The organism is Aquiflexum gelatinilyticum (genome assembly GCF_024741135.1).
In the GTDB taxonomy this organism is placed as follows: Bacteria; Bacteroidota; Bacteroidia; order Cytophagales; family Cyclobacteriaceae; genus Cognataquiflexum; species Cognataquiflexum gelatinilyticum.
The window spans coordinates 119,601-146,559 of the sequence record NZ_JANSUY010000007.1 but is presented as its reverse complement, the minus strand read 5'-3'; the positions used below and the strand labels follow the sequence as shown (position 1 = coordinate 146,559).

25 protein-coding genes are annotated in these 26,959 nt (G+C 40.3%); 14 read left to right on the top strand and 11 right to left on the bottom strand.

The genetic code is table 11. From position 1 onward, the window contains the following. The first annotated feature begins 149 nt into the window (after positions 1-149). The 4 genes from NU887_RS11005 (at position 150) to NU887_RS10990 (ending at position 3,543) form a co-directional block, all read left to right on the top strand. On the top strand, positions 150-746 hold the full coding sequence (locus NU887_RS11005; RefSeq protein WP_258423418.1) for a Crp/Fnr family transcriptional regulator: 597 nt from the start codon (positions 150-152) through the stop codon (positions 744-746). A 68-nt stretch (positions 747-814) separates the two neighbouring features. Continuing rightward, the gene (locus tag NU887_RS11000; RefSeq protein ID WP_258423417.1) at positions 815-2,011 is read left to right on the top strand and encodes an MFS transporter; all 1,197 of its coding nucleotides are present in this window, start codon (positions 815-817) and stop codon (positions 2,009-2,011) included. 101 nt (positions 2,012-2,112) lie between these two features. Then, complete coding sequence (locus NU887_RS10995; protein WP_258423416.1) at positions 2,113-2,718, top strand: Crp/Fnr family transcriptional regulator; 606 nt, start codon at positions 2,113-2,115, stop codon at positions 2,716-2,718. A 78-nt stretch (positions 2,719-2,796) separates the two neighbouring features. After that, positions 2,797-3,543, top strand: coding sequence for a DUF1080 domain-containing protein (locus tag NU887_RS10990; RefSeq protein ID WP_258423415.1), 747 nt, complete (start codon positions 2,797-2,799; stop codon positions 3,541-3,543). 101 nt (positions 3,544-3,644) lie between these two features. On the opposite strand, the gene NU887_RS10985 is transcribed toward NU887_RS10990, so the two are convergent. Continuing rightward, on the bottom strand, positions 3,645-5,204 hold the full coding sequence (locus NU887_RS10985) for a SulP family inorganic anion transporter (RefSeq protein ID WP_258423413.1): 1,560 nt from the start codon (positions 5,202-5,204) through the stop codon (positions 3,645-3,647). 19 nt (positions 5,205-5,223) lie between these two features. On the opposite strand from NU887_RS10985, the gene NU887_RS10980 reads away from it, so the two are divergent. After that, positions 5,224-5,403 carry a hypothetical protein gene (locus NU887_RS10980; protein ID WP_258423412.1) on the top strand — a complete coding sequence of 60 codons (180 nt, stop codon included), beginning with the start codon at positions 5,224-5,226 and terminating at the stop codon, positions 5,401-5,403. A 241-nt stretch (positions 5,404-5,644) separates the two neighbouring features. On the opposite strand, the gene NU887_RS10975 is transcribed toward NU887_RS10980, so the two are convergent. After that, a complete protein-coding gene (locus tag NU887_RS10975; protein WP_258423411.1) occupies positions 5,645-7,600 on the bottom strand; it encodes an FISUMP domain-containing protein in 1,956 nt (651 codons plus the stop codon). Positions 7,601-7,884: 284 nt separating this feature from the next. Here NU887_RS10975 and NU887_RS10970 point away from each other — a divergent pair, with 284 nt between their 5' ends. Together NU887_RS10970 and NU887_RS10965 are read left to right on the top strand one after the other, a co-directional pair. Continuing rightward, entirely contained in the window at positions 7,885-8,355 is a 471-nt protein-coding gene (locus NU887_RS10970; protein WP_258423410.1) for a hypothetical protein, read from the top strand. Then, positions 8,297-8,560, top strand: coding sequence for a hypothetical protein (locus NU887_RS10965; protein ID WP_258423511.1), 264 nt, complete (start codon positions 8,297-8,299; stop codon positions 8,558-8,560). The genes NU887_RS10970 and NU887_RS10965 overlap by 59 nt, the downstream gene beginning before the upstream one ends. Before the next feature lie 515 nt (positions 8,561-9,075). Here the strand turns inward: NU887_RS10965 and NU887_RS10960 are convergent. Beyond that, positions 9,076-10,398 carry a YopA family protein gene (locus tag NU887_RS10960; RefSeq protein ID WP_258423409.1) on the bottom strand — a complete coding sequence of 441 codons (1,323 nt, stop codon included), beginning with the start codon at positions 10,396-10,398 and terminating at the stop codon, positions 9,076-9,078. Between the two features lie 213 nt (positions 10,399-10,611). Then, positions 10,612-11,544, bottom strand: a complete 933-nt coding sequence (locus NU887_RS10955) for a hypothetical protein (RefSeq protein WP_258423408.1) — start codon at positions 11,542-11,544, stop codon at positions 10,612-10,614. Positions 11,545-11,899: 355 nt separating this feature from the next. Here NU887_RS10955 and NU887_RS10950 point away from each other — a divergent pair, with 355 nt between their 5' ends. Both NU887_RS10950 and NU887_RS10945 read left to right on the top strand, forming a co-directional pair. Continuing rightward, entirely contained in the window at positions 11,900-12,598 is a 699-nt protein-coding gene (locus tag NU887_RS10950) for a response regulator transcription factor (RefSeq protein WP_258423407.1), read from the top strand. 28 nt (positions 12,599-12,626) lie between these two features. Further along, positions 12,627-14,093: a HAMP domain-containing sensor histidine kinase gene (locus tag NU887_RS10945; protein ID WP_258423406.1), complete on the top strand. Its 1,467-nt coding sequence runs from the start codon at positions 12,627-12,629 to the stop codon at positions 14,091-14,093. Positions 14,094-14,651: 558 nt separating this feature from the next. Here the strand turns inward: NU887_RS10945 and NU887_RS10940 are convergent. The 4 genes from NU887_RS10940 to NU887_RS10925 are packed head-to-tail and all read right to left on the bottom strand — an operon-like array spanning position 14,652 to position 17,126. Next, entirely contained in the window at positions 14,652-15,092 is a 441-nt protein-coding gene (locus tag NU887_RS10940; protein WP_258423405.1) for a DM13 domain-containing protein, read from the bottom strand. A gap of 11 nt (positions 15,093-15,103) precedes the next feature. Then, entirely contained in the window at positions 15,104-15,766 is a 663-nt protein-coding gene (locus tag NU887_RS10935; RefSeq protein ID WP_258423404.1) for a Crp/Fnr family transcriptional regulator, read from the bottom strand. Next, complete coding sequence (locus tag NU887_RS10930) at positions 15,763-16,632, bottom strand: hypothetical protein (protein WP_258423403.1); 870 nt, start codon at positions 16,630-16,632, stop codon at positions 15,763-15,765. The genes NU887_RS10935 and NU887_RS10930 overlap by 4 nt, the downstream gene beginning before the upstream one ends. Before the next feature lie 50 nt (positions 16,633-16,682). Further along, on the bottom strand, positions 16,683-17,126 hold the full coding sequence (locus tag NU887_RS10925) for a DM13 domain-containing protein (RefSeq protein WP_258423402.1): 444 nt from the start codon (positions 17,124-17,126) through the stop codon (positions 16,683-16,685). Positions 17,127-17,355: 229 nt separating this feature from the next. On the opposite strand from NU887_RS10925, the gene NU887_RS10920 reads away from it, so the two are divergent. Further along, positions 17,356-18,729 (top strand): serine hydrolase domain-containing protein, encoded by a 1,374-nt coding sequence (locus tag NU887_RS10920; RefSeq protein ID WP_258423401.1) that lies wholly within the window; start codon positions 17,356-17,358, stop codon positions 18,727-18,729. A gap of 311 nt (positions 18,730-19,040) precedes the next feature. Here NU887_RS10920 and NU887_RS10915 read toward each other — a convergent pair whose 3' ends face one another. The 3 genes from NU887_RS10915 to NU887_RS10905 form a co-directional block, all read right to left on the bottom strand. Further along, positions 19,041-20,183 carry a hypothetical protein gene (locus NU887_RS10915; RefSeq protein WP_258423400.1) on the bottom strand — a complete coding sequence of 381 codons (1,143 nt, stop codon included), beginning with the start codon at positions 20,181-20,183 and terminating at the stop codon, positions 19,041-19,043. A gap of 156 nt (positions 20,184-20,339) precedes the next feature. Continuing rightward, positions 20,340-20,969 (bottom strand): response regulator, encoded by a 630-nt coding sequence (locus tag NU887_RS10910; RefSeq protein WP_258423399.1) that lies wholly within the window; start codon positions 20,967-20,969, stop codon positions 20,340-20,342. Positions 20,970-21,027: 58 nt separating this feature from the next. Beyond that, positions 21,028-22,878 (bottom strand): ATP-binding protein, encoded by a 1,851-nt coding sequence (locus NU887_RS10905; protein ID WP_258423398.1) that lies wholly within the window; start codon positions 22,876-22,878, stop codon positions 21,028-21,030. 206 nt (positions 22,879-23,084) lie between these two features. Here NU887_RS10905 and pxpA point away from each other — a divergent pair, with 206 nt between their 5' ends. The 4 genes from pxpA (at position 23,085) to NU887_RS10885 (ending at position 26,956) form a co-directional block, all read left to right on the top strand. Next, on the top strand, positions 23,085-23,813 hold the full coding sequence (gene pxpA, locus NU887_RS10900; RefSeq protein WP_258423397.1) for a 5-oxoprolinase subunit PxpA: 729 nt from the start codon (positions 23,085-23,087) through the stop codon (positions 23,811-23,813). Positions 23,814-23,816: 3 nt separating this feature from the next. Continuing rightward, positions 23,817-24,527, top strand: coding sequence for a 5-oxoprolinase subunit PxpB (gene pxpB / locus NU887_RS10895; RefSeq protein ID WP_258423396.1), 711 nt, complete (start codon positions 23,817-23,819; stop codon positions 24,525-24,527). Next, positions 24,520-25,380, top strand: a complete 861-nt coding sequence (locus NU887_RS10890) for a 5-oxoprolinase subunit C family protein (protein WP_258423395.1) — start codon at positions 24,520-24,522, stop codon at positions 25,378-25,380. The genes pxpB and NU887_RS10890 overlap by 8 nt, the downstream gene beginning before the upstream one ends. Before the next feature lie 64 nt (positions 25,381-25,444). Further along, a complete protein-coding gene (locus NU887_RS10885; protein WP_258423394.1) occupies positions 25,445-26,956 on the top strand; it encodes a DUF4301 family protein in 1,512 nt (503 codons plus the stop codon). Positions 26,957-26,959 lie beyond the last annotated feature (3 nt).

The window sequence follows — 26,959 nt, the reverse complement described above, 5'->3', positions numbered from 1 at the left end:
TAAATTAAATTCTATCCTAAATCCCCACAAGGACTGAACTTTTTAGAATTAGGATTTTTAATATTCAAATTTTTTAAAAACCAAAGAATGAAACAATAGCAAAAAAAATTAAATGAAATTTCCCTTTCAGAGGTTTAACTTTGAATAATATGCCGACTCAAACCAATCACTTTTCAAAAGACTATTCCCCGCTCTTTGATTATTTTGATACTTTTCATAGGGTTTCCGGAGAAGCCAAGGAAGCATTAGCAGCCATTTGTAGCCTTTCCCAGATCCCCAAAAACAAAGACCTCCAATCCATCGGCCACACCTGTCGCACCATTTATTTTGTCAAAAAAGGAATCGCCAGGATCTATTACTACAAAGACGGAACAGACATCACCGAATCTTTTGCCTTCGAAAACTCCCTGATTGCAAGGGTGGAAAGCCTTTTTACAGGAAAGCCGAGCAAGAAAGGCATTCAGGTGTTGGAAGATTCCGAATTTATCGGAATCAGTTCTCCCTTACTTTTTGATCTCTATGACCAATTTCCTGACATAGAACGTCTTTTCCGCAAAATCTTTGAATCTGCTTATGTCGAAACTGTCAACAGGATTGAGAGTCTCCAATTTCACAGTGCGGAAGAAAGGTATCATGCCCTGACCCGGGAATCCCCCGATTTTTTGAAAAGAATACCCCTGAAGTACATTGCTTCATACCTAGGCATCACTCAGGTCAGCCTCAGCCGGATCCGCGCCCAACGTTGATTATTTAACATTTGTAAAAGGAATCGACCCGAGCCTCCACGAATTTTGTGTATTCAAATGGAGGGATAGTGCAAAAAATAGAACTGGGTCTTAGAGAAAACTGGAAGCAATTTACACTTTTGGTCATCATCAATGCCTTTGTAGGCGGGATGGTAGGCCTGGAGAGGAGCATCCTGCCTCAGATTGCCGAACAGGAATTTTACATTGCAGCCAAAACTGCCATACTCTCTTTTATCATTGTTTTTGGGATTGTAAAAGCCATCACCAATTACTTTGCCGGAGTTTTCGCCAATAAAGTAGGGAGAAAAAACCTGCTTACCATCGGTTGGCTGTTTGCAGTTCCGGTTCCCTTTATCCTGATGTTTGCTCCTAGTTGGGATTGGATTGTCGCCGCAAACATCCTGCTTGGAATCAATCAGGGATTGGCTTGGAGCAGTACCGTGGTCATGAAAATTGACCTTGTTGGCGAAAAACAGCGGGGTTTTGCCATGGGCTTGAATGAATTTGCCGGATACCTTGCTGTGGCTTTGGTTGCGTTTTTGACAGGATATATCGCGGCAGAATACGGTTTGAGACCTTATCCCTTTTACCTTGGAATAGGCCTTTCTCTATTGGGATTAGCCGGCTCCATTTTCCTTGTCAAAGACACACGGAAGCATGTGGAAGTTGAGAATTCTTTTTCTGATGTTCCAAAATTGAAAAATCCTTTTTGGGATACTACCTGGAAACATCCAAACCTGGGCGCTGTCACGCAGGCCGGTTTGATCAATAACCTCAATGATGGAATGGCTTGGGGGATTTTCCCGATATTACTTGCAGCCAAAGGATTTAATCTGGAACAAATCGGTGTCGTCACCGCTGTCTATCCGGCTGTTTGGGGATTTGGACAACTCTTTACCGGGAGGATGGCAGATGTTTTCAATAAAAAGTACCTCCTCTTTACCGGAATGCTGCTGCAGGGCATCGCATTGAGTCTATTTCTTTTTGCAGAAAGCATGACGCATTACGTGTTCTTGTCAGCCATATTGGGTTGGGGAACCGCCATGGTCTATCCGACATTTCTCGCAACCGTTGCTGAAAATACCCATCCTCAGGACAGGGCAAAAAGTATCGGGATATTTCGCTTGTGGAGGGATTTGGGTTATGCCATCGGGGCAATCATCACAGGCCTGATTGCAGATTCATTCGGTATTGATATTTCAATTTTAGCCATTGGAGGGCTGACGATTCTTTCGGCTGTGGTGATCGCGGTAAAGATGGAGTAGGTTTTTTTATTTCAATGACCGAGTAGCTTTGCAATTCAAAAAAGCCCCCATATTGGTCATAACTTTTTACCTTTGAACGGCTAATTAGCAATTCTTTGTTTATGGAAATCGATTCAAATCCAGCTGCTTGCCAACCGCTCCTCGATTATTTCGGGAAGCTGATTCCTTTGAAGCAAGAGGAGAAAGAATTGGTTGAAGCAAAATTCCATCCCCACACTTTTGCAAAAAAGCAGTTTGCCTTACAGGAGGGTAAAGTATGTGACCATTTTGATTTTGTGGTAAAAGGATGTCTCAGGCTTTTTAAAGTGGATGAAAAAGGAGATTACCACGTTTTTCAGTTTGCCACAGAGAATTATTGGATTCTTGACCTCACAAGTTTCCATAAAAGAATCCCATCCTCTTTGAATATTGAAGCTTTGGAAGATACCTTGGTACTTCGCATCACACACCGGGATTTGCTTGATCTGTATATTCATGCCCCAAAGTTTGACAGGATTTTTCGGGTATTGTTGGAAAACCACTTTATGCAGCAACAGGAACGGATCGGACAGCTTTTCAGTTCTACGGCGGAGGAACGGTACCTGAGTTTTTTGGAACAATATCCCCATCTTTTTAACAGGATTCCCAATACGCAGATAGCCTCTTATCTCGGGATTACCCCTGAATTTTTGAGCAAAATCCGGAAGAACCTCCAAGCCAAGGGCTGATTTCTTAACCTAGATTAAGGGTATAGGCCGTTGATTATGTTGACCTTTGTAATGTTATTATCATCAACAAAGAAAATCATGTCAATAAAAAAATCCCCAATCATACTTCTTTTGGCATTTTTCACCTTGGGTGTCAATGCGCAAAACCTGAAACTCAAAAACCAGGAGTTTGAACTTCACAATGTCACCGGCGAGGTGGTGAAATTTCAAGGAAAAAAAGTCTTAAAAATCGAACGGGATTTAAATGCCCTCCCTTTTGATTCGACACGCGTAGAGGCCACGGTGGATGAACCCCATTATGCCCGGCTTGTAGGATTGGATGACTTCGAAAATGGAACCATTGAAGTCAAGATGTACAGCCAATTACAAAACCCTGCCCCGTACTCAGGCATCGCCGGATTTATCGGTCTTTATTTCAGGATTCAGGAAGATGATTCGGCCTTTGAAAGTATTTATGTGAGACCAAAAGTCGGAAGGTCCGATAACCAACTGCGAAGAAACCACACCGTACAGTACTTCTCTTATCCCGACTTTAAATTTGACACCTTACGGAAGACTGCCCCATTCAGGTATGAAGGTTCTGCCCCAGTGGCCCTCGATGAGTGGATTACCATGAGGATAGAAGTCAATGGTGAATCTGCCGAAATGTATGTCAATGACATGAAGTATTCCTCCTTTATCGTAGACAAAATGCTGGGCAAAACCAAAAAGGGATTTGTAGGACTGTATGTGGATATCGGTACGATCGGTTATTTCAGAGATTTGAAAGTTACCAAAAGGGCACTTCAGGTAAAGAAACCTGGAGAAAAGGAAACTGCTATCTGACAGAAAGTATGTGTTGAACTTCTCAGAATTGGGATTTCAAATCCCAAAAAATAAAAGGGTGGAATTTGTAATTCCACCCTGCGGAGGGTTGCATATCAACATCAGGACCTCACTTTTTCTCTTTTGTCCAAGACAATCTTAAAGCTTGGGTCATCATCGGTGTAGTTGACGTTGATGATCGTCTCTGCCTTTTCGAGCAATACCCTGCTGCTACTGCTCAGATGACGGATATAAACAGTTTTCCCTAATTTTTCATAACGCTCGGTTACTTTGTGGATGGCATCTATGCCCGAATGGTCCACAATCCTGCTTTCCTGAAAATCAATAATAATTTCCTCAGGATCGTTGATCGGGTCAAACTTTTGCCCAAAAGCCATCGCAGAAGCAAAGAAGAGCGGACCAAACATCTCGTAATGTTTGACTCCATTTTCATCCACATATTTCCTTGCTCTGATCCTTTTGGCATTCTCCCAAGAGAAGACCAAAGCGGAAATGATGACTCCAATCAACACAGCCAAAGCGAGGTTATGCAAAAAGACAGTTACCAATGTAACGATAACCATCACCAACACATCATGGGCTGGGACTTTCCGGAATACTTTCAATGAAGCCCATTCAAATGTTCCTATTGCCACCATAAACATCAGCCCAACCAATGCCGCCATTGGTACCATTTCGATATAAGCAGAGAGGAAAAGAATAAATACCAAAAGACCGACAGAAGCTACTATTCCCGAAATCCGGCTTCTTCCGCCTGCATTGACATTGATCAATGACTGTCCGATCATCGCACAGCCGCCCATTCCACCAAAAAATCCAGTCGTTATGTTAGCCACACCTTGAGCTACACATTCCTTATTCCCATGACCTCTCGTCTCTGTGATTTCATCTATCAAGGTCAAGGTCAGCAAACTTTCTATCAGCCCAACTCCCGCCATGATGGCAGAATAAGGCAGGATAATCATCAAGGTCTCCATGTTTAAAGGAACCAAAGGCAAATGGAATTCCGGCAATCCTCCACTGATGGATGCCAAATCACCAACTGTTCTGGTATCAATGCCTCCGAAAATAACAATCAAGGAAACGGTCAATATTGCAACCAAGGCTGAAGGAACTGCTGTAGTCAACTTTGGGAGGAACTTAATAATGACCATGGTCAGTACGACAAAGCCTATCATGATATACAATGGATTTCCGCTCATCCATTCAGATACTCCCTCGGCATTTACAGTTTTGAACTGAGCAAATTGTGCCATGGCAATCACAATGGCCAATCCGTTGACAAATCCAAACATCACCGGATGCGGCACCAAGCGGATCAATTTCCCCAATTTCAAAACACCTACTAATATCTGGATCAATCCCATCAGGACAACTGCCGCAAAGAGGTATTCAACTCCATGAGAAACCACCAAAGCGACTACTACTACAGCTATGGCACCTGTTGCACCGGAAATCATTCCGGGACGGCCACCCATAATAGAGGTAATCAGTCCAATAATAAATGCGGTATATAATCCAATCAAAGGACTGACTCCCGCAATCAATGAAAAAGCTACTGCTTCAGGCACCAAAGCCAAGGCCACAGTCAAGCCGGACAATACTTCGTCTTTCAGATTTACCTGTGTCGGTTTGAACAGGCGATAAAACATCTGCGTCATAATTCTTAAACTTTATTAAATGGAAAATAGGCAATGGGTCTTCCGCTCATCTGAGGGAATAAGATGGTATCAAAAAATCAAAATATCAGGGTGGAGTGATGGTCATCCGTTATTACCTAGTAGGTATGAAGCTTCAAAAGTAGCTATTTCTGCGTCAAAAACAGAATTTTATTCTAAATCAGAACAAACCTTGCTTTGATTTTGAAATAAAATACCATTCGGAATCGATTGAAAAGCATCTGTTTCTCCATAAAAAATTTGTTAAGAAATGGTGGGTGTGTTTCTCAAAAACAACAAATAAAAATAAAAAACCGACTCTTTGGCACTTTTAACAAAAACCAGATGAGGATTGAACTTCTCAGAATTGGGATTATAAATCCAAAAAAAAGGTGGAATTACATGCTGATAATTATCGGCTCCACTTTTCAGGTTGTGGAAATTCAATCCTTGATGCAGCGGCAGGACATTCCTGTAGCCTTAAAATTTGAACCAAGCAAAGCTGAACTAGAATCATAAATCATAAATAAAGCATTTGCCTTTGTCGCTTCGCTTTCAGAAGAACTCCACCAATAGCCAATCTTTAGTTGAAAGATGAACTTTCCGTCATCAGCATACCGAACACCATCTCCGAAAGCGGTAAACCCTGATGAATTTGTGGAAAAATAATCAGGACTCCAGCCTCCCGGAAACTTCAATTTACTGCCAGCACTGAATCGTCCACCCAAAAAATCTATTAATGTCTGCCATTCTTGTATGGTAGGCACATGCCATCCCGGAGGACACAGATTTCCATTGGCAACAGCATACCAGTTATACATTTTACCAGAAAAAATTTCATTTTCAGGCTTATTTTCATAATAAGCCCATGCCGGTTGTCCGGTCGGGTTTCCTTTATTCCAAATTGCAGCCCAGGCTTCATCTGAGGTAACCTGTGGAATGTTTCCAACGTAGCGAAGATTACTTCGAAACCAGGTTTGATTACCGATCTTAACGGTCATGTATTTTTTCCCATCCCGAGGGTCTGTTATTTCTACAAATTTTGAATTAATCACCCCATCATTTGTCTCCGTGAGTTTCCCAAAGTCTGCATTGTCATAAACCAAATTGAATTTAAATGTTTCCTCGGATTCTGCGGCTGTGGACATTTTTACCAATAACCTTCCCTCTTCTTTTGTGACTGAGCCGGAAACTTTGGGATTTGTGATTCCTGATATACTCAAATGGTCACTGTGTACCCTTTGATTAGTCGTTTGGTAAGTAGAAATAGCTGAATAATCTGTCGGTGTAAATACCAAATCCAAAGGGATTTTTGATATTATCTTTTGCCATTCTGCAATCAAGGTTTTAATTCCTCCCATAAAATCCCTGACAAACGGTACAGTAGAATTCAAATCCCCACTGTAAACAGTCCTGTAATTTCTCGACACAAAAAGCTCAGTGGATTCATTATTTTGAAAAGAATAAAGGGTCTTTAGATTGACTTCCATTATATTATCCGCGACTACCTGTACAAAATTCGCCACTGCATCAATACTTCCCAAAAGTTCCTCTAAATCCAATAATAAATTTCCAAGCGAAATCCCCAATCCAATAGCAGCACCAAGAGAACTCCCTAATGGGCCAAAAATAGATCCTGTTAGATAACCAATGGTTAATGCAGACACGATTTTTGGTATATGCTTAACCACTGTCATCACAGCAGCTACATATTTTCCAGAAACCCTGTTTCCCAAAGCCTCGATATTGGTCACCACCTCCCCTGCAATGCGTGCATTTGGAAAAGAAACGTTGAGTTCGTTCACAGCCGCAGACAATTCATCCATCCATTCTTTATTGGCCTCTATAAAAAATGCCATATCCGCCAATTCATCCTCTTTCAATAAGGCTGCTTTGGCATACTGCTCGTCCAAAAACTTCTTCAAGACGGCGATGTCTTTTTCCAATTCAATTTTCTTTTCCCCAACAAGTAAGTTTTTAGTCTTTTCCAGCCGTTCAACCTGCATTTGGGACTTATCAAGATAGGTTTGGATATAATTGGCGGGAGTTTCTTTTAAACTGTGGGCCTTGACCTGAAAAGCGATGTTGTAGGGTTTATTTTTTTCTTGGAATATAAGTTTGTAAGATCCCTGATTGAGTTTGGGAACCATAAAAGTCAGGGTATTATCAGATATAGTCAGTTCTATGTTCTCCCCTTCTACAGTTCCTTCGATTTCTCCATTGGTAAATTGCCCCTCGGGAAGGTTTATGGTAACTATTTCAAAAATGGAAAGATTCAAGTCTTGGTTGTCCAATTCCACTGCTTCTCCCTCTCTTTTTTCTTCCTCGCTTTCAAACAAAGAACAGCTTCCAAATAGGATAAAAACAAAAACAAGGCAATGATTGATGGCTTTTTTCATATAAGACAAAATTATATGCTTAAATATAAAATAAATGGATCAGTTCCATCAAAGCTTCCCAAAAAGTTTTACCGGCGGATAAATCATTATTTGAACCAAAGTGGTCATGAAATACTAGCCTAGAAATCCCAAAAACCCTCCCTCCTACGGTATTTTACGACATTGAACTAATGTTCACAAATATTTTTACCTAAACCCTTGTTTATTTTTTCCTTAATAACTACATTTTGTTCTAAGTACTAGGTGCTTACAGTTATATTCTTTCATTTTAAACAATCCAATCAATGGAAAATCGAATCTCCATCGAGATCCCACCTGCGGATCTTCAGGCCATCAAGGCCGCCCTGCAGCAAATTCAGGGCCTATTGGCACCCCATGTCATCGCCCTCACACCCGAGCAGCGCAAAACCATCCCAAAAATGAGTGACGGCACAGAGCCTTTTGTGGACAAGGTCATGGACTATGCCGTCAACAATTCGGAATTTCTACCCGCATATGTCAGTCTGGGGGAACTTCAAAAAGACTGGAATGCTACTTCGGGACTGATGCCATTGTTGAGGATGGTAGATCAGATCCAAGACACCTTGAGCGATACTGCCATGCTAGCAGGGTCGGAAGCCTATAAAGGTGCCTTGAGTTATTACAATTCGGTGAAGCAAGCTGCAAAAATGAATGCTCCCGATGCCAAAGCCATCTATGAAGACCTCAGAAAGAGGTTTGAGAAGCAAGGCAGGAAGCCATCCGACAACGGATAAAAGCAAAAGATTAACCCTTGATTTGAACTTAGACTACACCGGACCTGAAAAGGTCCGGTTTTTTTATATCCAAACTTTGAGAAAAAGACCTGTAAGGTTTCCAAAACCTGACAGGTCTATCCAAAAATATCACCTTACCCACTTCCGAGAACCATCAAGTCACCTAAAAGCTGACAGCGAGAGCCAAAAAGATGACACAGCTTAGCAAAAAGGCGACACGAGTCACCTCTGAGGCGACCGCTGTCAGCAAAAAGGTGACACGAGTTACCAAAATGGTGAGACGTGTCACCTAAAAGGTGACAGCGAGGTGCAAAAAGGTGAGACGTGTCACCTCCGAGTCGACCGCTGTCAGCAAAAAGGCGACCCGTGTCAGTAAAAAGGCGACCCGAGTCAGTAAAAAGGTGACACGGGTAGGTAAAAAGGTGACTCGGGTAGGTAATGAAGTGGGGGGGGGTACTTCGGAAGTACCCCCCTCCACTTGGCAAGTACCCCCTTTGGGCAAAATATTTCTGCCTCCCGGTTCTAGAGAATGGCATTTTTGAGGCTTGAGAAGAATACAGGATTTTTTTCAGTGGGGAATTAGCCAAGGATTGAACTTCTCAGAATCGGGATTTCAAATCCCAAAAAATTTAAGGGTGGGATTACATGCCGATAGCTATCGGCACCACCCAGTCCTAAATAAAATGTATAAACTACTCTCAGACGGGGTAGAAAAACCAATTATTTTAAGTCAATTTCATTTGTGCCTCGCCAAAGATTTTTGTGTACTCTTGATCTGATTTTTCCCTTATATCTTAATATTTTTAGAATAATTTGTTCCAAGTTAAAAATAGAAGTATTGAGTAGAGACCAAGAAAATCCTTCAGGTCTATTATTCAATTTCGATTTTTTGGACATCTTAAAGTGAACAAAATGATTTCTAAATTCAGTGAATTGATATGGGAAATCTTTGAGAGTTGGGTCTTTCTTGATTTCATCTTTATATTTTTCTAAATACTTTTCAGGAAGATTAAATTCAAGATCAAATTTATCAAGCAAAAGCCTGAGTTTGTCACTGGCTCTAATTTTTTCTAAACTATCAGAAGAAATTATAATTTTCTCCTCATTAAAAATCCAGTTAAACAGCAATTCATATGAATTTTGTATTAGGATGATTGATCCATTAATAAATCCGGAATTATTTAAAGCCTCTAAATACCAATGAATAATCAGGTCCATTCTTTCAAAATCATCTTCACTTTCTGTTAGTTCTAAAAAATTTGGCCATAAATCTTGGAAATCTGCATCTATAATTTGAGGAATCCATGAACTAACATATTTATTTTTATCAACAAAATAGGTCGTATAATCTCTTAAAATTAATTTTCCGTTTATATCATAAATTTTCAAAAAATTTGGGTAAGATCTTCTTCCATTTATAAATGAAAAAAACAATCCAATTCGTTTTATGAAATAAGAATATTCAAATTGATTTATTCCTTCCTTAAAAATTATACACCCCCCATGTGTGGACAAAAATCCTCCATACTTATTCAGCAAATCTTGTTGTGTTTCTTCTTTAAAATATTGATGGATATTTAATTCAGTAGAATTTGAAAAAAACTTCAACTCTCCTCGTGACCAATGTTTTCCTTTTGAATTCTCATAAAAAAAATTTTTCCCGAAGTAACTTTTTAAATTCAATAATGTAAAATCAATTTTAAAAATCTTCTGTTTTTCTTTGATGTCTCCAATCTTGAAGTTTCCGTCTAAATAGCCTGTAACATCGGCATTAATAAAACCTCTTATACTTGAAATAAAAAATTTAGTTATTTCAAAATTCGGCCCTTTTATTACCCCAGAATCTGCAAATGAATGTGCCATAATAAAAGGGATGTTTTTAATATGTATTTTAATTTTAATATCAGGAATCCACTCATAAAAAATCTTAACTTTTGTTTTAATAGTATTTTCTTTGTGAATCAAATTGCAGAATCCATTAAAAATCACTTTTTTTTCATTTGGCTTTCTCATTAAAAGCGTTGGAGATATTAAATTACTCATTTACCCTCCCTTTATTAATCATTACCTCCTCCTTAGTCATATAAAATATGTTTAATTGATTCCATCACTTATTTTTTATTCAGCTTAAGATTTCTAAGAAGTATAGAAAGTTAAAAAAATAAGTTTGTTCAAATAAAATTTTCAATAGTAATGAATATCATACAAAACTTTTTTTATTCAAAATATTGATATACCAACTTCATTTGCAGGCTTTTAATTTTTTGAAAATAATTTTTTAATAGGTGGTGAAAATTTTTTTGAGTTATTTACAATTTCGCGGTCGATCGCAACGAGCATATAGGCTTCTAATGTATATCTTCTATAAAACTTCATAAATCCCATAAAATAAACATAGGAAATAAAAAATGATGAAATAAGAATAATAAATAATTCCCAATTAAAGTCTTTAGTTGAAAAGTTGAAATTTTCATAAATGACCACATTCATTAAATAAATACAAATTTCTTGTAATGCACGGAAGGCAAATAACCAAAAAACGAAACAACATATTAAACATAATGCCCTTAAAAAGCCATATAAGGAAACATAGTTAGTCATCCTAAATTGATGATTTTTCGAATTCTCATAAACGTAATGTGAAATTATTCTATGAAAATCATAATTTTCTATACTTGTAAAATTAAGCGGATATAACTGTTGAAGTAATTCTATTTTTTTTTCTTTTATAACTTTAACTAAAAAATCATCTAGTTTCTTAGTATAAAATCTTTTGAATAAAAACCATTCACCAAGAATGTAATCTAAAATTGAAACTGGAAGTATAATTATTGCCAAGAGTATTCTAAACATTTTTTTTTGCCATTCTACTTTTTTAATTAAATATTTCTGTTCCCTATTTAAACCTAATAAATATTTTGAAGGATAATCGTATTTCCAATTTGCAAAATTTTCTATAGTAATTGATGATAAATAGCTTATTAAGTGTCCAAGGCAATAGCTTATGATAATAAAAAAAAGGGCTTTATCAAATTGAAATTCTTTGTTTTCGCTAGCGATTTTGATTATATCTTGAATAGAATTAATATCATCTCCCACCATTAAAATTAGTATGATATAAAACGTAATTGCACCTGGAATGAAATATCCTAAAAAATCATATAGTGAAAAGGGGTTTTGTTTTATCATAAAAGCTTTTTGTTAAATTTCCCATTGTTTGATTCTCCCAAAAAATTATTTATATCAATTACTTTTAAATTTATTGGAAATAACCTTCCAACACAAACTTACCTTTTCTTTGACAAACAAAAAATCCCTTGATCGGGGTATTTTTACGAATGGAAGAAATAGATTTTTTGGGATTACAGCTTGGCGGCCCTTTGTGAAACCTTGGCGGACATAGCGGTTAAAAATCAACATCCTCCCAGGACCATATGGATTAGGATGAATCATTCCTCCAAGGCCATTATATGGAACAGATTTTTTCGTGATACTTTCGTGAACATTTCAGTTTACTTTTATTGGAATTTATAACTAGTCAATTATGAAAAAGGTATTGGTAGTCGAAGATGATCCAAATATCAGCCAACTGATTCAGATCCACCTCAAGGATTTGGGTTATCAGATTCAGGTAGCCAACAATGGCCGTTTAGGCTATGAATCCGCTTCCTCGGGACAGTTTGACCTGATGATATTGGATATCATGCTTCCCGAAATGGACGGGTTGAGCATTTGCCAAAAGCTCAGGGCCTTGGACAATTTCACCCCCATCCTGATGATTACAGCCAAATCTGAAGAAATTGACAAAGTGATAGGCTTGGAATCGGGCGCGGATGATTACATCACCAAACCATTCAAAATCAGGGAATTTATCGCCCGGGTCAAAGCCATCATGAGAAGGCAAGACCAATTTGTCCTGCTGAGCAATAAAAATGAGGATGCCGTCAGGTATGAAAACCTGGAAATCGATGAAAAAAGAAGGAAGGTCCTTTTGAACCAAAAAAGAATTGACCTCACCCCAAAGGAGTTTGACCTGATCATGCTTTTGGCCAAAAGTCCGGGAAGAAGTTACAGCAGGTCGGAACTGTTGGAGCTGATTTGGGGATATGATTTCAGCGGCTATGAACACACCGTCAACGCCCACATCAACCGGCTGAGATCCAAGATCGAAGTCGATGCCAACAACCCAAGGTTTATCCTGACCACTTGGGGGATTGGTTACCGCTTCAATGACGAATGGTAAACACTTGCGGATACTAAAACATGATTTTATGAAAAGTTTTTATTGGAGAATTTCTGTAGTGATTACACTCGTCATGATGGTGGTCGGCTTTGCCTACATCATCATTACCACGATCGCTTCCAAAAATTATTTTCTCGAAACCACCCAAAAGCTCAACGCTTCCATCGCGGATTACCTGATCAAAGAAGCGCCGCCCTTCAAAAACGGTGAGGTAAATGAAGAGGCATTGGGAGTCATCATGCATTCCATGATGGCCGTCAATCCGAGTATTGAGGTTTACCTTTTGGATCCCGAAGGCGAGATCCTCTCATTTGTTGTTTTGGATTCCAAGGTCAAGCTCAAAAGAGTCGATATCCAGCCTGTCCGGGAATTTATCCAAACCAAAGGCTCAGAATTCATCCTTGGCGATGATCCAAGGTCCAATGGATATCAGACCATTTTCTCTGCAACAGAAGTGACCGAAAACGGAAAATTATTGGGCTATGTTTACATCACTTTGGCTAGTGAAAAGTTTGAGGAGGCCGCCGCGGGACTGTTGGGCAGTTATTGGCTGAAGCTGACCCTGAAGTCATTTATTGTGACCATGGTCGTAGCCTTATTGATCGCCTTACTTTTGACTATCCTGCTCACAAAAAACCTGAGGGAAATCGTAGCCACAGTCCGGAAGTTTAAAGACGGAGACTTGGAAGCAAGAATTCCTGAGAAAATGACCAATTCAGAATTATCGGTATTGGCCTCTACCTTCAACCAAATGGCCGACAATATCCTCCACCATATGGATGAATTGAAAAAAGTGGATAGCCTGAGAAGGGAATTGATCGCCAATGTGTCCCATGATCTCCGCAATCCTTTGGCAGTAATCAACGGATACGTTGAAACCATGATGATCAAAGGCGATCAGATCACAGAAGCTGAAAGAGATCAATACCTGAAAATAATCTCTGATTCCTCAGACCGGCTTACCAAATTGGTCGCGGATTTATTTGAGTTGTCCAAGCTGGAATCCGGTCAGATGCAGTTAAAACTGGAGCCCTTCCGAATTCAGGAATTGCTTTTTGATGCATGTCTGAAATTTGAACTATTGGCCAAAGCGAAAAAAATAGACCTTGTTGCAGACATTTCGCCCTCCCTTCCTGTCGTGGAAGCTGATCTTTATTTATTGGACCGGGTGATCCAAAACCTGATAGACAATGCCGTCAAATATGCTCCCGAAAACGGAAAGATTACGCTCAAAGCTTTTTATTGTCAGACTACCTACAAAGTCTGTGTGAGTATCAAAAATACAGGCTCGGGAATACCACAAAAGGATTTGGATTCACTTTTTGAAAGGTATTACATGGTCGATAGGGACAAAAAAGGGATTGAAGGATCAGGCTTGGGATTGGCCATTGTCAAAAAAATATTGGAAGTCCATGATTCCACCATTCAGGTCTTTTCTGATTCTTCCACCTTTACGGAATTTGTTTTTGAGCTTGATCCGATGCAGTCTAATTGATAAAGGAATTTATTTTAATCAACATTAGATTAGGACAAATCTTCTCCACTCCATTATTTTCTGATATGTTTATCCGGATGAATGCACATACCAAAATTAACTTTAAATTATTCTTAATGACATAGAAAATCGATTCCTCATTTTTACAGCTACTTTTTTTCTTAGCAAAAAAAGTAGCCAAAAAAGCCAAGACGGCGGAATCCTATCAGCGCACAAGGCCGGAGCCGGCCTCCCGAAGTTTCGGGGTCATTCCTCCCCGCCTTGAACAAATGAGGTTCTGTTTTAAGCAGAAAATTCCGGAATTATTCGGATACGTGTAACGATACTGACACACATTTTTTCTAATTAAAAAAAAGGAATGATATGATTTTAATAATTACATCTTTTGGACTATGGATTGCTCACCTCGGACAATTATCCGTACCAAAAGTTATTCTAGTTTAATTCTTTAAAATAATGAATAGATAGGATCATAATTCATTTTCTCAAAGAGGACCACAAAAAAAGGGGATGAATAGTCATCCCCCATTTTTACAAATAAACAAACCAAACAAAATGTTATTCCAATAAGGCATTTCCAAAAGGAATTGCCGCTGCCCCACACCAAATGATAGCGTGGGTAAACTTATCGTCTTTATTGCCTTGCAGTTCGTAGAAATGTGCTCCCGGTCTATTGGCCAATCCAAGCAATTGGAAACTACCGCTTTCATTCAATCGAAGAGAAGAGGCAGTGGAAAGGTAGACGGTGACAGTTCCTGTTGAAAACTTGGTTGTGAAATTATCACTCAGGGAAATGTAGAATTTTCCAGCTTGGTCTTTTACCAACTGAACGGTTCCTCTGGTCCCTGCCCCACTTTGATTGGAAAGGGTACCGCTTTTGACTACTTCCAATGGCCCTGTGACCTCAACTGAATCATCGGCCGGAACTTTGTCAGCTTTATCTTGACAAGAAAAAAGGCAGAATGTTGCCAATACCAAAATCATGCTTAGTTTTTTCATAATGATTGAGTTTAATTGTGGAAATCGGTCAGGCTTCTGAAAAGAATCCTGTCCCTTGAGTAAGTGATTTTATTTTTGTTTTTAAGTTGATTCATGACTGCAGTCACAGTCTGACGGCTTGTGTCAGCGAGTTTTGCGATATCTTCATGGGAGAGCCATATTTTGAGCAGGGTTTCATCTCCGAATTTTTGACCTGCTTTTCTGGCAAGGTTGAGGAGGGTTTCTTTGATCCGGTATGCTGCATCATTGTTTAGCAGTCTTTGGTGTCTGAGGGCAAGCTTTTTCAAATCTTCCAATACCAGATTGGAAAGTCCTGAGATGGAATTGAAAGGCTGTTCAATGGAGGTTTCTGAGAATTTGATAGCATGAACCTCAGTATTATCTGAAAGGGTAATGGCAGAATACCTGAAATGAATTCCGGGATGGAAGAGACTGTCCCATTCACCGAATATTTCACCCTCAGATTTGATATCATGGATGATCTCTTCACCTGATTGGGACAACTCACAGAGTTTGACAAAGCCGCTTTTGACGATAAAAAGTTTGTTTGCCAAATCCCCCTGATGGAAGACAGTCTGGAATTTTTCCAATTTTCCGGAAGGCATAAACATCAAACCGACGGGGTTAATGTTTTTTCCGAAGGTATACCCCGAAACTATATTGCTGTTGTTCATTCGGCCGTAGGTTTGAGGTTATAATAGATCCCAAGAGTAAAGACTCCACCTGAATAGATGTTTTTTCTTTGGAACAAGAGGTCGTTGAAGTTTCGGTAATTGAGATTGAGGTGGAATTCCTTGTAGACCGGAACACTTGCACCAATGCTGTAACTGGTGTATTCTGTCCCATCCCCCCTTACAAAATCCGTCACCTCTGTAATCTCATCTACAGAAGTCAGCCCATTCAGCCTGGCATTGACCCAAACCTTATCAAAGAACTTGTAGCCAAACTCCACTCCTACGGCCATCTGATCACTGAAAGAGATCCCGTCATACTGCGTTCTATAATTATATGACCCAAATAAAGAACCATAAAACGGAAAGTCTCCCAAAGCAAAAGAAGTGGCCAAAGTGGTCCAAACATTGAATTCTCCATCACCACTTGGAAGGTTGATCCTTTCAAAATCATTGACTATGCTGTTGGCAAAATTATTGGCCCTACCGGTCGGAATTTCCGGAGCCACACTGATGGCCAATGGCAGGAATTTTTTCAATAGGGAATGTTTAAATTCCAGTCTAAGATCTCCAAGTCCGGAAACAGTTTCAGTGGTTTCAAAACCGTTGAAGTTTTGAAGGGGCAGATTGGCAATCACCGTGAATTTGTCGGTCACCCCATACTCTCCATAAAAGACTATACTTTGCTGATGAAACCTATTGGTGAGGAGTTTTTCCCCTTCAAGGGTGAAGTAATCCTTGGAATTGAATGTCGAAAAGGAAGTTTGGAAAAACCCTTCACCTTTTGATTTGGTCCATCCACTTTGCCCGTCCACCTCTTGAACCACAAAAAACAGTGCTGCTATCTGTAAGAATTTTAGATTTTTCATGATTGGAGCTTTAAACATCCCGGAAATTCCGGGATGTCGGTGAAGAGTGATTATTGCAACCTTGCATTTCCAAACGGAATACCCACTGATCCACACCAAAGGATAACATGGGTATATTTAGCCAAATCAGTTCCTGTCGGGATTTTAAAGAAGTTTTCACCGGCATTTCTAACAGGTCCCACCAATAATAGATTGGGGTTGCCATTAGCCGGGTCAGGCGTGAAAGTGTCAGATGTTGACAGGTAAACTGTGACGGTTCCTGTACCCAAGGCAGTTCTGAAGGCATTGTTGAAACTCAAAAATACTGTCCCTTTGGTATCTGTACCGATTGATGCTGCGCCTGCGCTTCCGGCACCGTTTTGGTCAATGAATGTACCCATGCGAAGAACGCTCAAAGTGCCATCCGGCAATGCTGAATCGATAATTACCGGCTCGGTATCTTCAGAACAGGCAGCAAAAATGACGACAAACAAGAATAAGATTAGTTTTTTCATAATAGATGTGATTTTGTTTGATCCAAAATTGCATATGAGTTATCACAAAAAAATCACGAAAATGTAAAGGTTCTTTGATTGAAAAAAACTATGAAAAACAGGTTTAGCCTAATCATTTGAGTTCTTTTCATACTTGGTAAATCCTTAGAGAGATTTGCGATAAAAAAAATGCCATCTGAAATAATAAAACCTTTAAATTTCAGGAAATATAAAAGCCCCCACCTTACCCATGAAAAAGAAAATCCTTTATTCCTTCCTTTTGATCCTTTTAGCAGGCTTAGGCTATGGGATTAACTACGCCTGGAAATCATTTCCACTTGTCAGTTCTTATGGATCAAAGATCATGTGCAGCTGTATTTTCCTTGCGGAAAGGGACGAAAATTCGGTGATGAGTCAGGAATTGAGGGCATTCCCGATCAGCTTGGGAGATTTTGAAGTGGACAGAGAAGGAAAAAAAGTAACGGGATCTGTTTTTGGTTTGGCCAAAAGAGTGGCTATTTACCGCGATGGCCAGGGCTGTACTTTGTTGTCCGGAATGGAGGAAGAGGAAGTCCGAAATCAGGTTTATTATGAAGTAGCCAAACCCAATTGGAGTCAAGATACCGTGAGTTGGCCAAACGGAGACCTGCTCAATGATTCGATCCTGAACCTTCCCCAATACAAAAAAATCCAGGATTTGATTGATATTGAATTTGAAGATTCTGTCAAGAAGACCCATCTGACCCACATGATTGTCGTTCTGCACAAAGGACAATTGGTGGCCGAGGGCTACGGCAATGACCATAATATCAATACCAAACATACAAGTTGGTCCATGGGAAAAAGCATCATCAGTAACCTCATCGGCCTTCAGGTAGACAAGGGTATCATGGATTTGGAACAAAACAGCCTACTTCCTGATTGGACAGATGAAAGAAGTAAAATCAACCTCCAAAACATGCTTCAGGCCACCAACGGATTGGATTGGGTGGAAGATTACGGCGGTGTTTCAGACGCGACAAATATGCTTTTTCTTAAACCTGATGCCGCAGCCGTAGCAGCTTCCAAGCCATTGAAGTACGAACCGGGCACATACTTTTACTACTCAAGCGGGACAACCAACATCATGTCCAAGATTCTCCGCAACCAACTTGGCGAAGAAAATTACCAGCGTTTGCCTTATGAAGGATTGTTTTACAAAATAGGCATGCACAACACAGTCATGGAAAAAGATGCCTCCGGCACCTTCGTGGGTTCTTCCTTTGTATTTGCCCCGGGAAGGGATTTTGCGAGATTGGGTTTGCTGATGTTGGGTAAAGGAAACTGGCTTGGCGAACAGATTCTATCGGAAGATTGGGTGAAATTTGCGACCACACCGGCTACTGCCGCTCCTATGGGAGAATATGGCGCACAATGGTGGCTCAATGCCGGCAATCCTAGCCGTCCTGAGGAAAAGAAATTCCCAAGTCTACCCAATGATGCTTTTTATGCCGGAGGATTTGAAGGGCAATGGATTTTGGTGATTCCATCAAAAGATTTGGTGATTGTCCGTCTTGGTTTTACCCCAAAAGGAGAATTCAGTATGGATAAATTTGCTTCTGATGTGATCGCTTTACTTCCCTAGAAAGAGGGGAATTAGAATTAAGAATGAAATCCTGGGTAATTCTGTGGGATGTTTGAGTGAAGATTCTTTGCAGTAAAAATATCCTGCTTCTGGAGAAGCAGGTTAGCAGAGACCCTCTAGTTGCGTGCTATGCTATCATAGGATTAAAATATCCTGCTTCTGGAGAAGCAGGATAACGGGGAAACGGAGATCTTCCCATTGCGGACTTTGCGAAACCTTCGCGACCATTGCGGCAGAAATTAACCTGAAATCCAAAAAAAAGGGATAAAGCCAAAAGCCTTATCCCTGATTGGTTGAAAGAAAAGCTATAATTAAGGGTCAATGATCACTTGTCCGATTTGTCCTGTTGAAAGATTGCAGGTATTGATCAGCGAAAGTTGATAGGTACAGTTCGCGTTCATCTGTGCCAATGGAATTAAGACCGTTAGCTCTGTACCCGCAACATTTGATACAGGGGCAATTGTTGCCATAGGGCATCCTGCGCTATTGGTACTGATAAATCTTGCTTCTTTGTACCAATTCAGCCCTTTGCCCTTGATTTTGATTTCAGGATTTCCCGCAGCACTTTTTGAAGCTCTTTGCGTAGCTAAAGACTCTATACTTTGATCAGGGAATGAGCCGACAGGATAGGAAAACTTCTCTGACTGGATTGAGGTACCTTCTATACTTGCAACAAAATCCATCATTTTTGAGAATCTGCCGGTCCTGATTGGATCAGGTGTACATTCTCCTGAAGCCATTGTAATTGGGATTGTAAAACTATAACCATTGGAACAGGTGGCAATTGGCGGATCTGTTTTGATCAGGGGAATATTTTCAGAACCTATGGCAAGTTTCATTTTGGCATCCATTCCTGAAGCCGATCCAAACATTCCCAAACCACCAATGCTGATCACATTGTTGGATTGCTTGCCAGGTATGATACCTGAGCCTTTGAATCCCGAATTACTGATACAGACTTCATTGATAAACGGCTTTCCGAGAAGTTTCACCTGCGGGCTGACGACGGTTTTGCCAGCTACCGTTATGCTAAGATTTGGATTATATACTCCACAAGGTTTGTTATTGGCATTTTGAGAGGCTGGGACATAAGGAATTCTTACCGTCAGGGAAGTAGTAGTAGCGCTGATAACAGTTGCTTTTCTCCATCCAAGTGAATCTGTCCTGTTGGTTAACGCACAGTTACCAAAAGATTGGGATTCACCTTTGAGCCACACAAAGTTATCCTCAGTCTTGGTACTAAATCCTGTTCCTTTGATGGTGATTTCTTCTCCCCAAAACACGAACTCAGGAGAGGTTTCTGTGATTTCGAGCTTGGTGGTAGGCTGAGGGTTGGGATTGTTTACATTGTTTGGTCCCTCCTCTTCAGAACAAGCAAGTGACCCCAACATCAAGACGAAAAGCAGCAGCCTTAAGAGGATTTTTTTGAAATATGGGAAGATAATTTTTCTCATAACTGATTAAGTTAAATGATGGAAATATTCTAAAAACTTTAATAGACAGCCTGTCAATACTTCAACCTGAATGATTTGCATAAAGTAAAGGTGCAGAATCGGGTAACAACCCACAATACCCTAATAGGGTGATAAAAATTTTAGAGAATCAAAAAATCAGACCAGTTTTTCATTCAAAGCTTTGCTGACGGCCTCGATCTGAGAGTGTACTTGCAGCTTTTCATAGATCTTTTTGATATGGGTCCTGACAGTTTCCAGGCTGATCTGCAGGTCGGAGGCAATCAGTTTGAAGCTGTTGCCGGTGGCCAGGGATTTTAGAATTTCTTTTTCACGGATAGAAAGCTGGTAGTTTTCTTGGGGTTTCCTTAGCTGCATTTCTGAGATGATGAGACGCGCAATGGATGGACTCATGGGAGCTCCGCCGGATAAAACTTCCTCTATGGATTGCACCAACCTGTCCGAGGCATTTCTTTTCAATAAATAGCCGTTGGCGCCGGATTGCAGCGCTTCAAAAATATGGCCTTGGTCATCAAAGACCGTCAACATGATGATTTGGGCATTCCTGTCTATTGTCCTGATTTTTTTGACCGCTTCTACCCCTGTGATTCCCGGCATTTCGATATCCATCAAAATCACATCAGGCTTCAAAAAGCCGACTTCTTTGAGGACGTTTTTGGCGTCTCCAAATTCGCCTACCACCTCATATTCCTCCCTTAACCTCAACAAATGACAAATGCCTTCCCTCAGGTCTGTATTGTCGTCATAAATCAAAATCTTGGTCGGCATAGGAAAAACATTTTAACATTAAAGCTATCGATTGGCAAAGCTATTTACAATACCCAAATCAGGGGATATGAACTTTGAAGTGGATGGAAGTTCCTTGGCCGACTTGGGAATTGATCGTCAAATCTCCCTGGATCTGCTCCGCACGCAGGCGCATATTTCTTAGTCCGTTTCCCTTTTCGCCGGATTCAAAGATATCAAACCCCTTTCCATCATCTATGATCGAAAGGTGAAACCATTGGTTTTTGAACCCAACTTCTATCTCCACATTTTCTGCAAAACTGTATTTGCCACAGTTGTTTACCGCTTCTTTGAATATCAGGTAAATATTTTTTCTGATCAAGGGATTGATTTTCGATTCTAAATCTTCTTCATCGGACTTGAACCTATAAAGGATGCCCTGAGATTCGAATACTTCGGAGGCAAAATCCTTCATCTTGGAAATCACCTTTTGGACACTGTCATTGGAAGGATTGATCGACCAAACGATATGCGAAAGACTGTCCAAAATGGTCTTGCTGTTTTCCTGAATTTTTTGGAGTTGAGAAGCGACGAGGGTGCCGTCATCAATTTTGAGCAAAGCGATCCTGCTGTTGATGTCTATGCTTGACAAAGTGGAGCCAAGATCATCATGCAAGTCTGAGGAAATCTGGTTTCTCAGTTCCTGCTCTTTGAGTTTTTGGCTGAGCTGGTATCTGTTGAAAATAAGGTAGGCCAAGATGATTGCCAACAAAAAAACTGCAACAACAAAATATTGCAGCTGCATTCTTCGTCGGGACTTGCTGCTTTCGAGGTCAATGTTGGCCTTGAGTAAGGCTATTTCCTGTTCTTGCTTTTCAGATTCAAATTTTTCTTTGAGCTCTGCCATTTTCTGAAGCTGCATCTGATTGGCAAGGCTGTCTTTGAGCTGCAGCGACATCCCGAGCTGTTTGGTGGCCTTTTCCCATTGACCTGTTTTTTGGTACAGAGAGGCTAATTCCACCGAAGCATCATATTGGTAATTGGTAAAGCCAAGACTGTCGCTGACTTTATAGGCCATGGAAAGGTAGCGGTCTGCATCTTCATACTTTCCCAAAGCAACTTGGGTTTTACCTACCACCATGGCTTCATAGGCCACATCGGCCATATTTCCTAATTTTTCAAACAGCTGGAAGGCTTCCAAATAATCCACCAATGAAGCATTAAAATCACCTTTTTGATAATGGCTGTCACCAAGGTGTTCCCTTATCATGGCCAATTGGTAATCATTATTGGGTTGGTTTTGTGCCAAAGTCAAACACTTTTCAAGCACTGTCAGGCTGCTGTCCGGGAGGTTCATTTTCCTCAATAAAATACTGAGGCTGATAGCGGTATTGACGGACCGCCGTATATCTCCCGATTTTTCAAATCCGGCTATGGCTTGATTGAAATAAGAAATGGATTTTTCCATATCTCCCAATTCCCTGTATAATATCCCCAAAAGCCTCTTGGTATCCGTCTGAAGTGGAAGGTCACCGATTTTGTTAGCTTGTAATTCTGCCTCCAATGCATAATCCAATGCTTCTGCAAACCTTGATTGCTTGGTCAAAACTTCCGTCAGGTTGATATTCACCCTAGCCACGTCAAAATCAGAGGTTGTGTTTTCGAAGATCTTTTTTGCCTCCTGAAAAAAGACCAAGGAAGAATCCATTTTGCCTTTGTGCATAAAAACCCAACCCAAAGCATTAAAGGCATTTGCTATTCCACGGGAAAAATCCTTTTCTTCCGATTGTCTCAGAACATCTTTAGCTATAAGGTACGCGGAATCTGAATCTACAGATGCAAGGTCAAAAGCAGCTGATGCCCTGCTGAGCAATACAGAATCCTGTTCCTGTGAAAATGAAACAACCGAAAGACAGACAAAATAAACAATCAGTATTTGGATTTTATACATATCAATACATCGGCTGCTATTAAATTAAATGTATGAATATTTCATTTTTTTATTCAAATATTGAGAAAAATATCAACTTGAGAAATTAAATACCTATTCCAAAAAATAGAATTCACCAAAACCATAAAAAAAATAAAATTGAATCTGCAAAAAAACCAAGCAGGACCAAACCCCAATACAAGGACTATTTTGCTAAATTTAGAGGGATGAACAAAAACACCTTTCCATTTGATATCAACTGTGACCTTGGGGAAGGAATGAGCAATGATGCAGCCTTGATGCCATTTATTGACAGCTGTAATATTGCCTGCGGAGGACATACAGGAGATGAAAAAAGCATAGAAATCACAATCAAGCTGGCAAAGAAACATGACCTTAAAGCAGGGGCACATCCCTCCTATCCTGACCGGGAAAACTTTGGTCGGAAGTACATGAACATAGAGCATAAGCTGCTCCGAACAATTATCTTGAAACAAATTCAATTTTTTGAAAAAATATGCCAACAACAAGGCCTATCGATGAATCATGTCAAACCCCATGGAGCATTGTATAACTTTGCTGCAAAAGATGACCTGACAGCCTTTATCCTAATCCACTTGGTCGAAGAATATTTTGCAGATGCTTTCCTATATTGTCCTTCCGGATCTCTCATGGCAGCAATGGCAATGGAGGCAGGCATCAAAATCAAGAGAGAAGTTTTCGCAGACAGAAGTTATAATGACGACCTAAGCTTGGTGGATAGAAGCAAACCAAAAGCATTACTGACTGACCCACAAGAGGTTTTGGAACATGTCGGTTGGATGGTCAATGAAAGTAAAATCAAAACAATCACAGGGAATTTTATCCCCATCGAAGCGGAGACCATTTGCATCCACGGAGACAATCCTGCGGCATTGGAGATATTGAAAAGTTTCCGGACCCATTTTGGCAAATAAACGATGGACATCAGAATTTTTAGAATTCACAGCAAATTGATTGAGCTAGCTTGGCCAAAAGTCATCTCTACAGATATTTTGAGAGAACAGCAACAAGTCCGCAGGTTCTTTGAGGAAGAATACACAGAAGGTATCCGGGAAATCAGGATAGGATTCAATACCCTTTCATTGAAACTTAGAATAGAAATCTCAGAAAATGATTGCGCTGATATCCTTGAGGAAATCAATCAATTGCCTTCGATCCTCGGAAGTTTCAGTTCCAAAATCTGGAAAATACCTGTCCACTATAGCCCTGAATCCGGCAAGGACTTAGAAAAACTCGCAGGCATCCACGAAATCGGCATTGAGGAAATTATTAAAATCCATTCCGAAACCATTTACACACTTCATTTCTACGGTTTTTTGCCTGGGTTTATGTATTTGGGAGGTTTGGATGAAAAGCTATATACCCCAAGGAAAAAAAATCCTGAAAGATCTATGCCCTCAGGAACGGTTGCGATAGGGGGAAAACAGACTGGCATCTATCCCGCAGAAAGTCCCGGAGGATGGCATGCTATAGGCCAATGTCCTGTCAGGCTATTTGATATTTCAAAAGAAAGACCTGTAGTTCCCGCCATTGGTGACAAAGTCAAATTTGAACCCATCACAAGGGAGGTTTTCGAAGATATCCAACAACTTTCCCATCAGGGACTTTATTCATGGCATCATGATTAAAACACCCGCCTACATTCATTTTATCCAACCGGGATTGATGACCACGGTTCAGGACCTTGGAAGGTTTGGAATGGCCGCATACGGAGTTCCTTATTCCGGTGTGATGGATAGGTTTTCGATGACCCAAGCTAATTATCTGCTTCAAAACCAATTTTACGATTCGGTATTGGAAATGGGAGGGCCCGGTGCCAAGATGGTTTTTGAGATGCCGACAAGGATTGTTTTTGTCGGAGCAGATGCGGATATCTATTGGAATGACAAACCTGTCAAAGCAGGAAAAATACTAGAGATCCAAGAAGATGATGTTATCCATATCCGTAAATTCAGGAAAGGACAATGGCTCTATATGGGCATTCAGGGAGGTTTTGAAACTGAAATCGTAGCCGAAAGCAGAAGTTGGTACCCTGGCATTACGCCACAATTCAAGATTGAAAAAAGTGATTCAGTCTGTTACCTATCTGAAGAGCGCTTCTACCCTGCTTTGAGTTCTCACGCCAAAATGAACCTCAACTGGTTCAAGCATGGGGAGATCAAAGTCTATAAAGGACCAGAATGGGATCAATTGCCCAAACTGATGCAAAACAGGATCATGAAAAAGTCCTTTACCATTTCTACTTTAGTCAACAGGATGGCCTATCAACTTGAAGAAACCATAGAAAATGAAGTTGAGCCGATATTGACTTCACCTGTATATCCGGGGACAATTCAGCTTACCCCAAACGGAACCCTGATAGTCCTCATGCGCGATGCACAGGTGACAGGTGGATATCCGAGAATATTGCAAGTAGAAAACAACTCCCTTAACATCCTCTCCCAAAAAAGACCTGGGGACAGGATTAACTTTAGCCTCTAAAAAAACTTTCATTCTATATTTCCAATGCATATATTAAAGTTTTTAAACCAATAACCATTCAACCATGAACGCACAGCTTGAAAAGCAGATTTTGAGTCAGGGTATGTCCCTTGAAAATGCCAAAGAACAGCTCAAAAACTTCAAAGAAGGATTTCCATTTTTACCTATTGAAAGGGCAGCCACCATCGGGGACGGGATCAAATTGTTGACCGAAGAAGAATTGGCTCATTTTCAAAAAACCTATCCTGAAAAAGCAAAACAAAAAGAGGTAGTCAAATTTGTCCCAGCCAGTGGTGCAGCTACAAGGATGTTCAAAGACCTTTTTTCCTTTGTGGAAGGTGACGGCGATATTTCCAAAAGTAAGTTTGTAGACAAATTCATCAGTCAGATAGAAAAGTTTGCTTTCTATGAAGACCTCGACAATACCCTCAAAAAAGAAGGATCAAGCATCCGCGAGGCTTTGGAAAACAAGGAATACAAAAGAATCATTTCGGCCCTGCTCAATGATTCGGGATTGGGATATGGAAATCTCCCTAAAGGATTATTGAAATTCCATAAATATAGCGACCACAACAGGACTCCGGCATATGAACACCTGATCGAAGGTTGGATGTATAGTTTGGGGAAAGACAACACCATCAGACTTCATTTTACGGTTTCTCCTGACCACGAGCCAAAGTTTAAGTCCTTGATTGCTGAAGTTCAGCCAAAACTGGAAAAGGAGTATGGGGTCAAGTTCGATATTACCTATTCTCAACAAAAGAAATCCACTGATACGATAGCGGTAACCATGGACAACGAGCCTTTTGTAGAGGAAGATGGAAGCGTACTGTTCCGACCCGCAGGACACGGTGCATTGCTCGAAAACCTGAATGACATCGACGGAGATGTGATTTTCATCAAAAACATTGACAATGAAGTTCCTGACAGGTTAAAGCAGACTACCAAGGAATATAAGATCGCAATTGGAGGATTGTTGCTTGAAATTCAGGAAAAAGTCTTCGAGGCTCTAAATAAATTGGATCTCAATGTAGATGAATCTGCAGTGTCCTTTGCCGAGAAGGTGTTTACTGAATTATTGGGAGGAATTTTGCCTGATTCATACCAAGTAAAAAGTCTTGAAGAAAAAGGAAAATACCTACATCACAAACTCAACAGACCTTTGCGTGTCGGCGGGATGGTCAAAAATACCGGGGAACCGGGAGGTGGACCTTTTTGGGTAAAAGAGGATGACGGTTCGCTTTCCCTTCAGATCGCAGAGACTGCGCAGATCGACCTTTCCAACCCAAAACACAAAGAGATTTTCTCTGCCTCTACCCACTTCAATCCTGTCGATTTGGTTTGTGCCACCAAGGATTACAAGGGTAATAAATTTGACTTATTGAAATTTAGGGATATGCGGACAGGGTTCATTACCGAAAAATCAAAAAGCGGACGCGACCTGAAGGCATTGGAATTGCCGGGATTATGGAACGGTGCGATGGCAGGTTGGAATACCGTATTCGTGGAAGTTCCCTTGATTACCTTCAATCCAGTGAAGACTGTCAATGATTTATTGCGGGATGAGCATCAGTGAGAA

What these genes read in the sequence shown, in the direction of transcription:
- NU887_RS11005 (WP_258423418.1), top strand. Translation starts at nt 150, where the DNA reads ATGCCGACTCAAACCAATCACTTTTCAAAAGACTATTCCCCGCTCTTT.
- NU887_RS10995 (WP_258423416.1), top strand. Translation starts at nt 2,113, where the DNA reads ATGGAAATCGATTCAAATCCAGCTGCTTGCCAACCGCTCCTCGATTAT.
- NU887_RS10990 (WP_258423415.1), top strand. Translation starts at nt 2,797, where the DNA reads ATGTCAATAAAAAAATCCCCAATCATACTTCTTTTGGCATTTTTCACC.
- NU887_RS10985 (WP_258423413.1), bottom strand. Translation starts at nt 5,204, where the DNA reads ATGACGCAGATGTTTTATCGCCTGTTCAAACCGACACAGGTAAATCTG.
- NU887_RS10980 (WP_258423412.1), top strand. Translation starts at nt 5,224, where the DNA reads ATGGAAAATAGGCAATGGGTCTTCCGCTCATCTGAGGGAATAAGATGG.
- NU887_RS10975 (WP_258423411.1), bottom strand. Translation starts at nt 7,600, where the DNA reads ATGAAAAAAGCCATCAATCATTGCCTTGTTTTTGTTTTTATCCTATTT.
- NU887_RS10970 (WP_258423410.1), top strand. Translation starts at nt 7,885, where the DNA reads ATGGAAAATCGAATCTCCATCGAGATCCCACCTGCGGATCTTCAGGCC.
- NU887_RS10965 (WP_258423511.1), top strand. Translation starts at nt 8,297, where the DNA reads ATGAAGACCTCAGAAAGAGGTTTGAGAAGCAAGGCAGGAAGCCATCCG.
- NU887_RS10960 (WP_258423409.1), bottom strand. Translation starts at nt 10,398, where the DNA reads ATGAGTAATTTAATATCTCCAACGCTTTTAATGAGAAAGCCAAATGAA.
- NU887_RS10955 (WP_258423408.1), bottom strand. Translation starts at nt 11,544, where the DNA reads ATGATAAAACAAAACCCCTTTTCACTATATGATTTTTTAGGATATTTC.
- NU887_RS10950 (WP_258423407.1), top strand. Translation starts at nt 11,900, where the DNA reads ATGAAAAAGGTATTGGTAGTCGAAGATGATCCAAATATCAGCCAACTG.
- NU887_RS10945 (WP_258423406.1), top strand. Translation starts at nt 12,627, where the DNA reads ATGAAAAGTTTTTATTGGAGAATTTCTGTAGTGATTACACTCGTCATG.
- NU887_RS10940 (WP_258423405.1), bottom strand. Translation starts at nt 15,092, where the DNA reads ATGAAAAAACTAAGCATGATTTTGGTATTGGCAACATTCTGCCTTTTT.
- NU887_RS10935 (WP_258423404.1), bottom strand. Translation starts at nt 15,766, where the DNA reads ATGAACAACAGCAATATAGTTTCGGGGTATACCTTCGGAAAAAACATT.
- NU887_RS10930 (WP_258423403.1), bottom strand. Translation starts at nt 16,632, where the DNA reads ATGAAAAATCTAAAATTCTTACAGATAGCAGCACTGTTTTTTGTGGTT.
- NU887_RS10925 (WP_258423402.1), bottom strand. Translation starts at nt 17,126, where the DNA reads ATGAAAAAACTAATCTTATTCTTGTTTGTCGTCATTTTTGCTGCCTGT.
- NU887_RS10920 (WP_258423401.1), top strand. Translation starts at nt 17,356, where the DNA reads ATGAAAAAGAAAATCCTTTATTCCTTCCTTTTGATCCTTTTAGCAGGC.
- NU887_RS10915 (WP_258423400.1), bottom strand. Translation starts at nt 20,183, where the DNA reads ATGAGAAAAATTATCTTCCCATATTTCAAAAAAATCCTCTTAAGGCTG.
- NU887_RS10910 (WP_258423399.1), bottom strand. Translation starts at nt 20,969, where the DNA reads ATGCCGACCAAGATTTTGATTTATGACGACAATACAGACCTGAGGGAA.
- NU887_RS10905 (WP_258423398.1), bottom strand. Translation starts at nt 22,878, where the DNA reads ATGTATAAAATCCAAATACTGATTGTTTATTTTGTCTGTCTTTCGGTT.
- pxpA (WP_258423397.1), top strand. Translation starts at nt 23,085, where the DNA reads ATGAACAAAAACACCTTTCCATTTGATATCAACTGTGACCTTGGGGAA.
- pxpB (WP_258423396.1), top strand. Translation starts at nt 23,817, where the DNA reads ATGGACATCAGAATTTTTAGAATTCACAGCAAATTGATTGAGCTAGCT.
- NU887_RS10890 (WP_258423395.1), top strand. Translation starts at nt 24,520, where the DNA reads ATGATTAAAACACCCGCCTACATTCATTTTATCCAACCGGGATTGATG.
- NU887_RS10885 (WP_258423394.1), top strand. Translation starts at nt 25,445, where the DNA reads ATGAACGCACAGCTTGAAAAGCAGATTTTGAGTCAGGGTATGTCCCTT.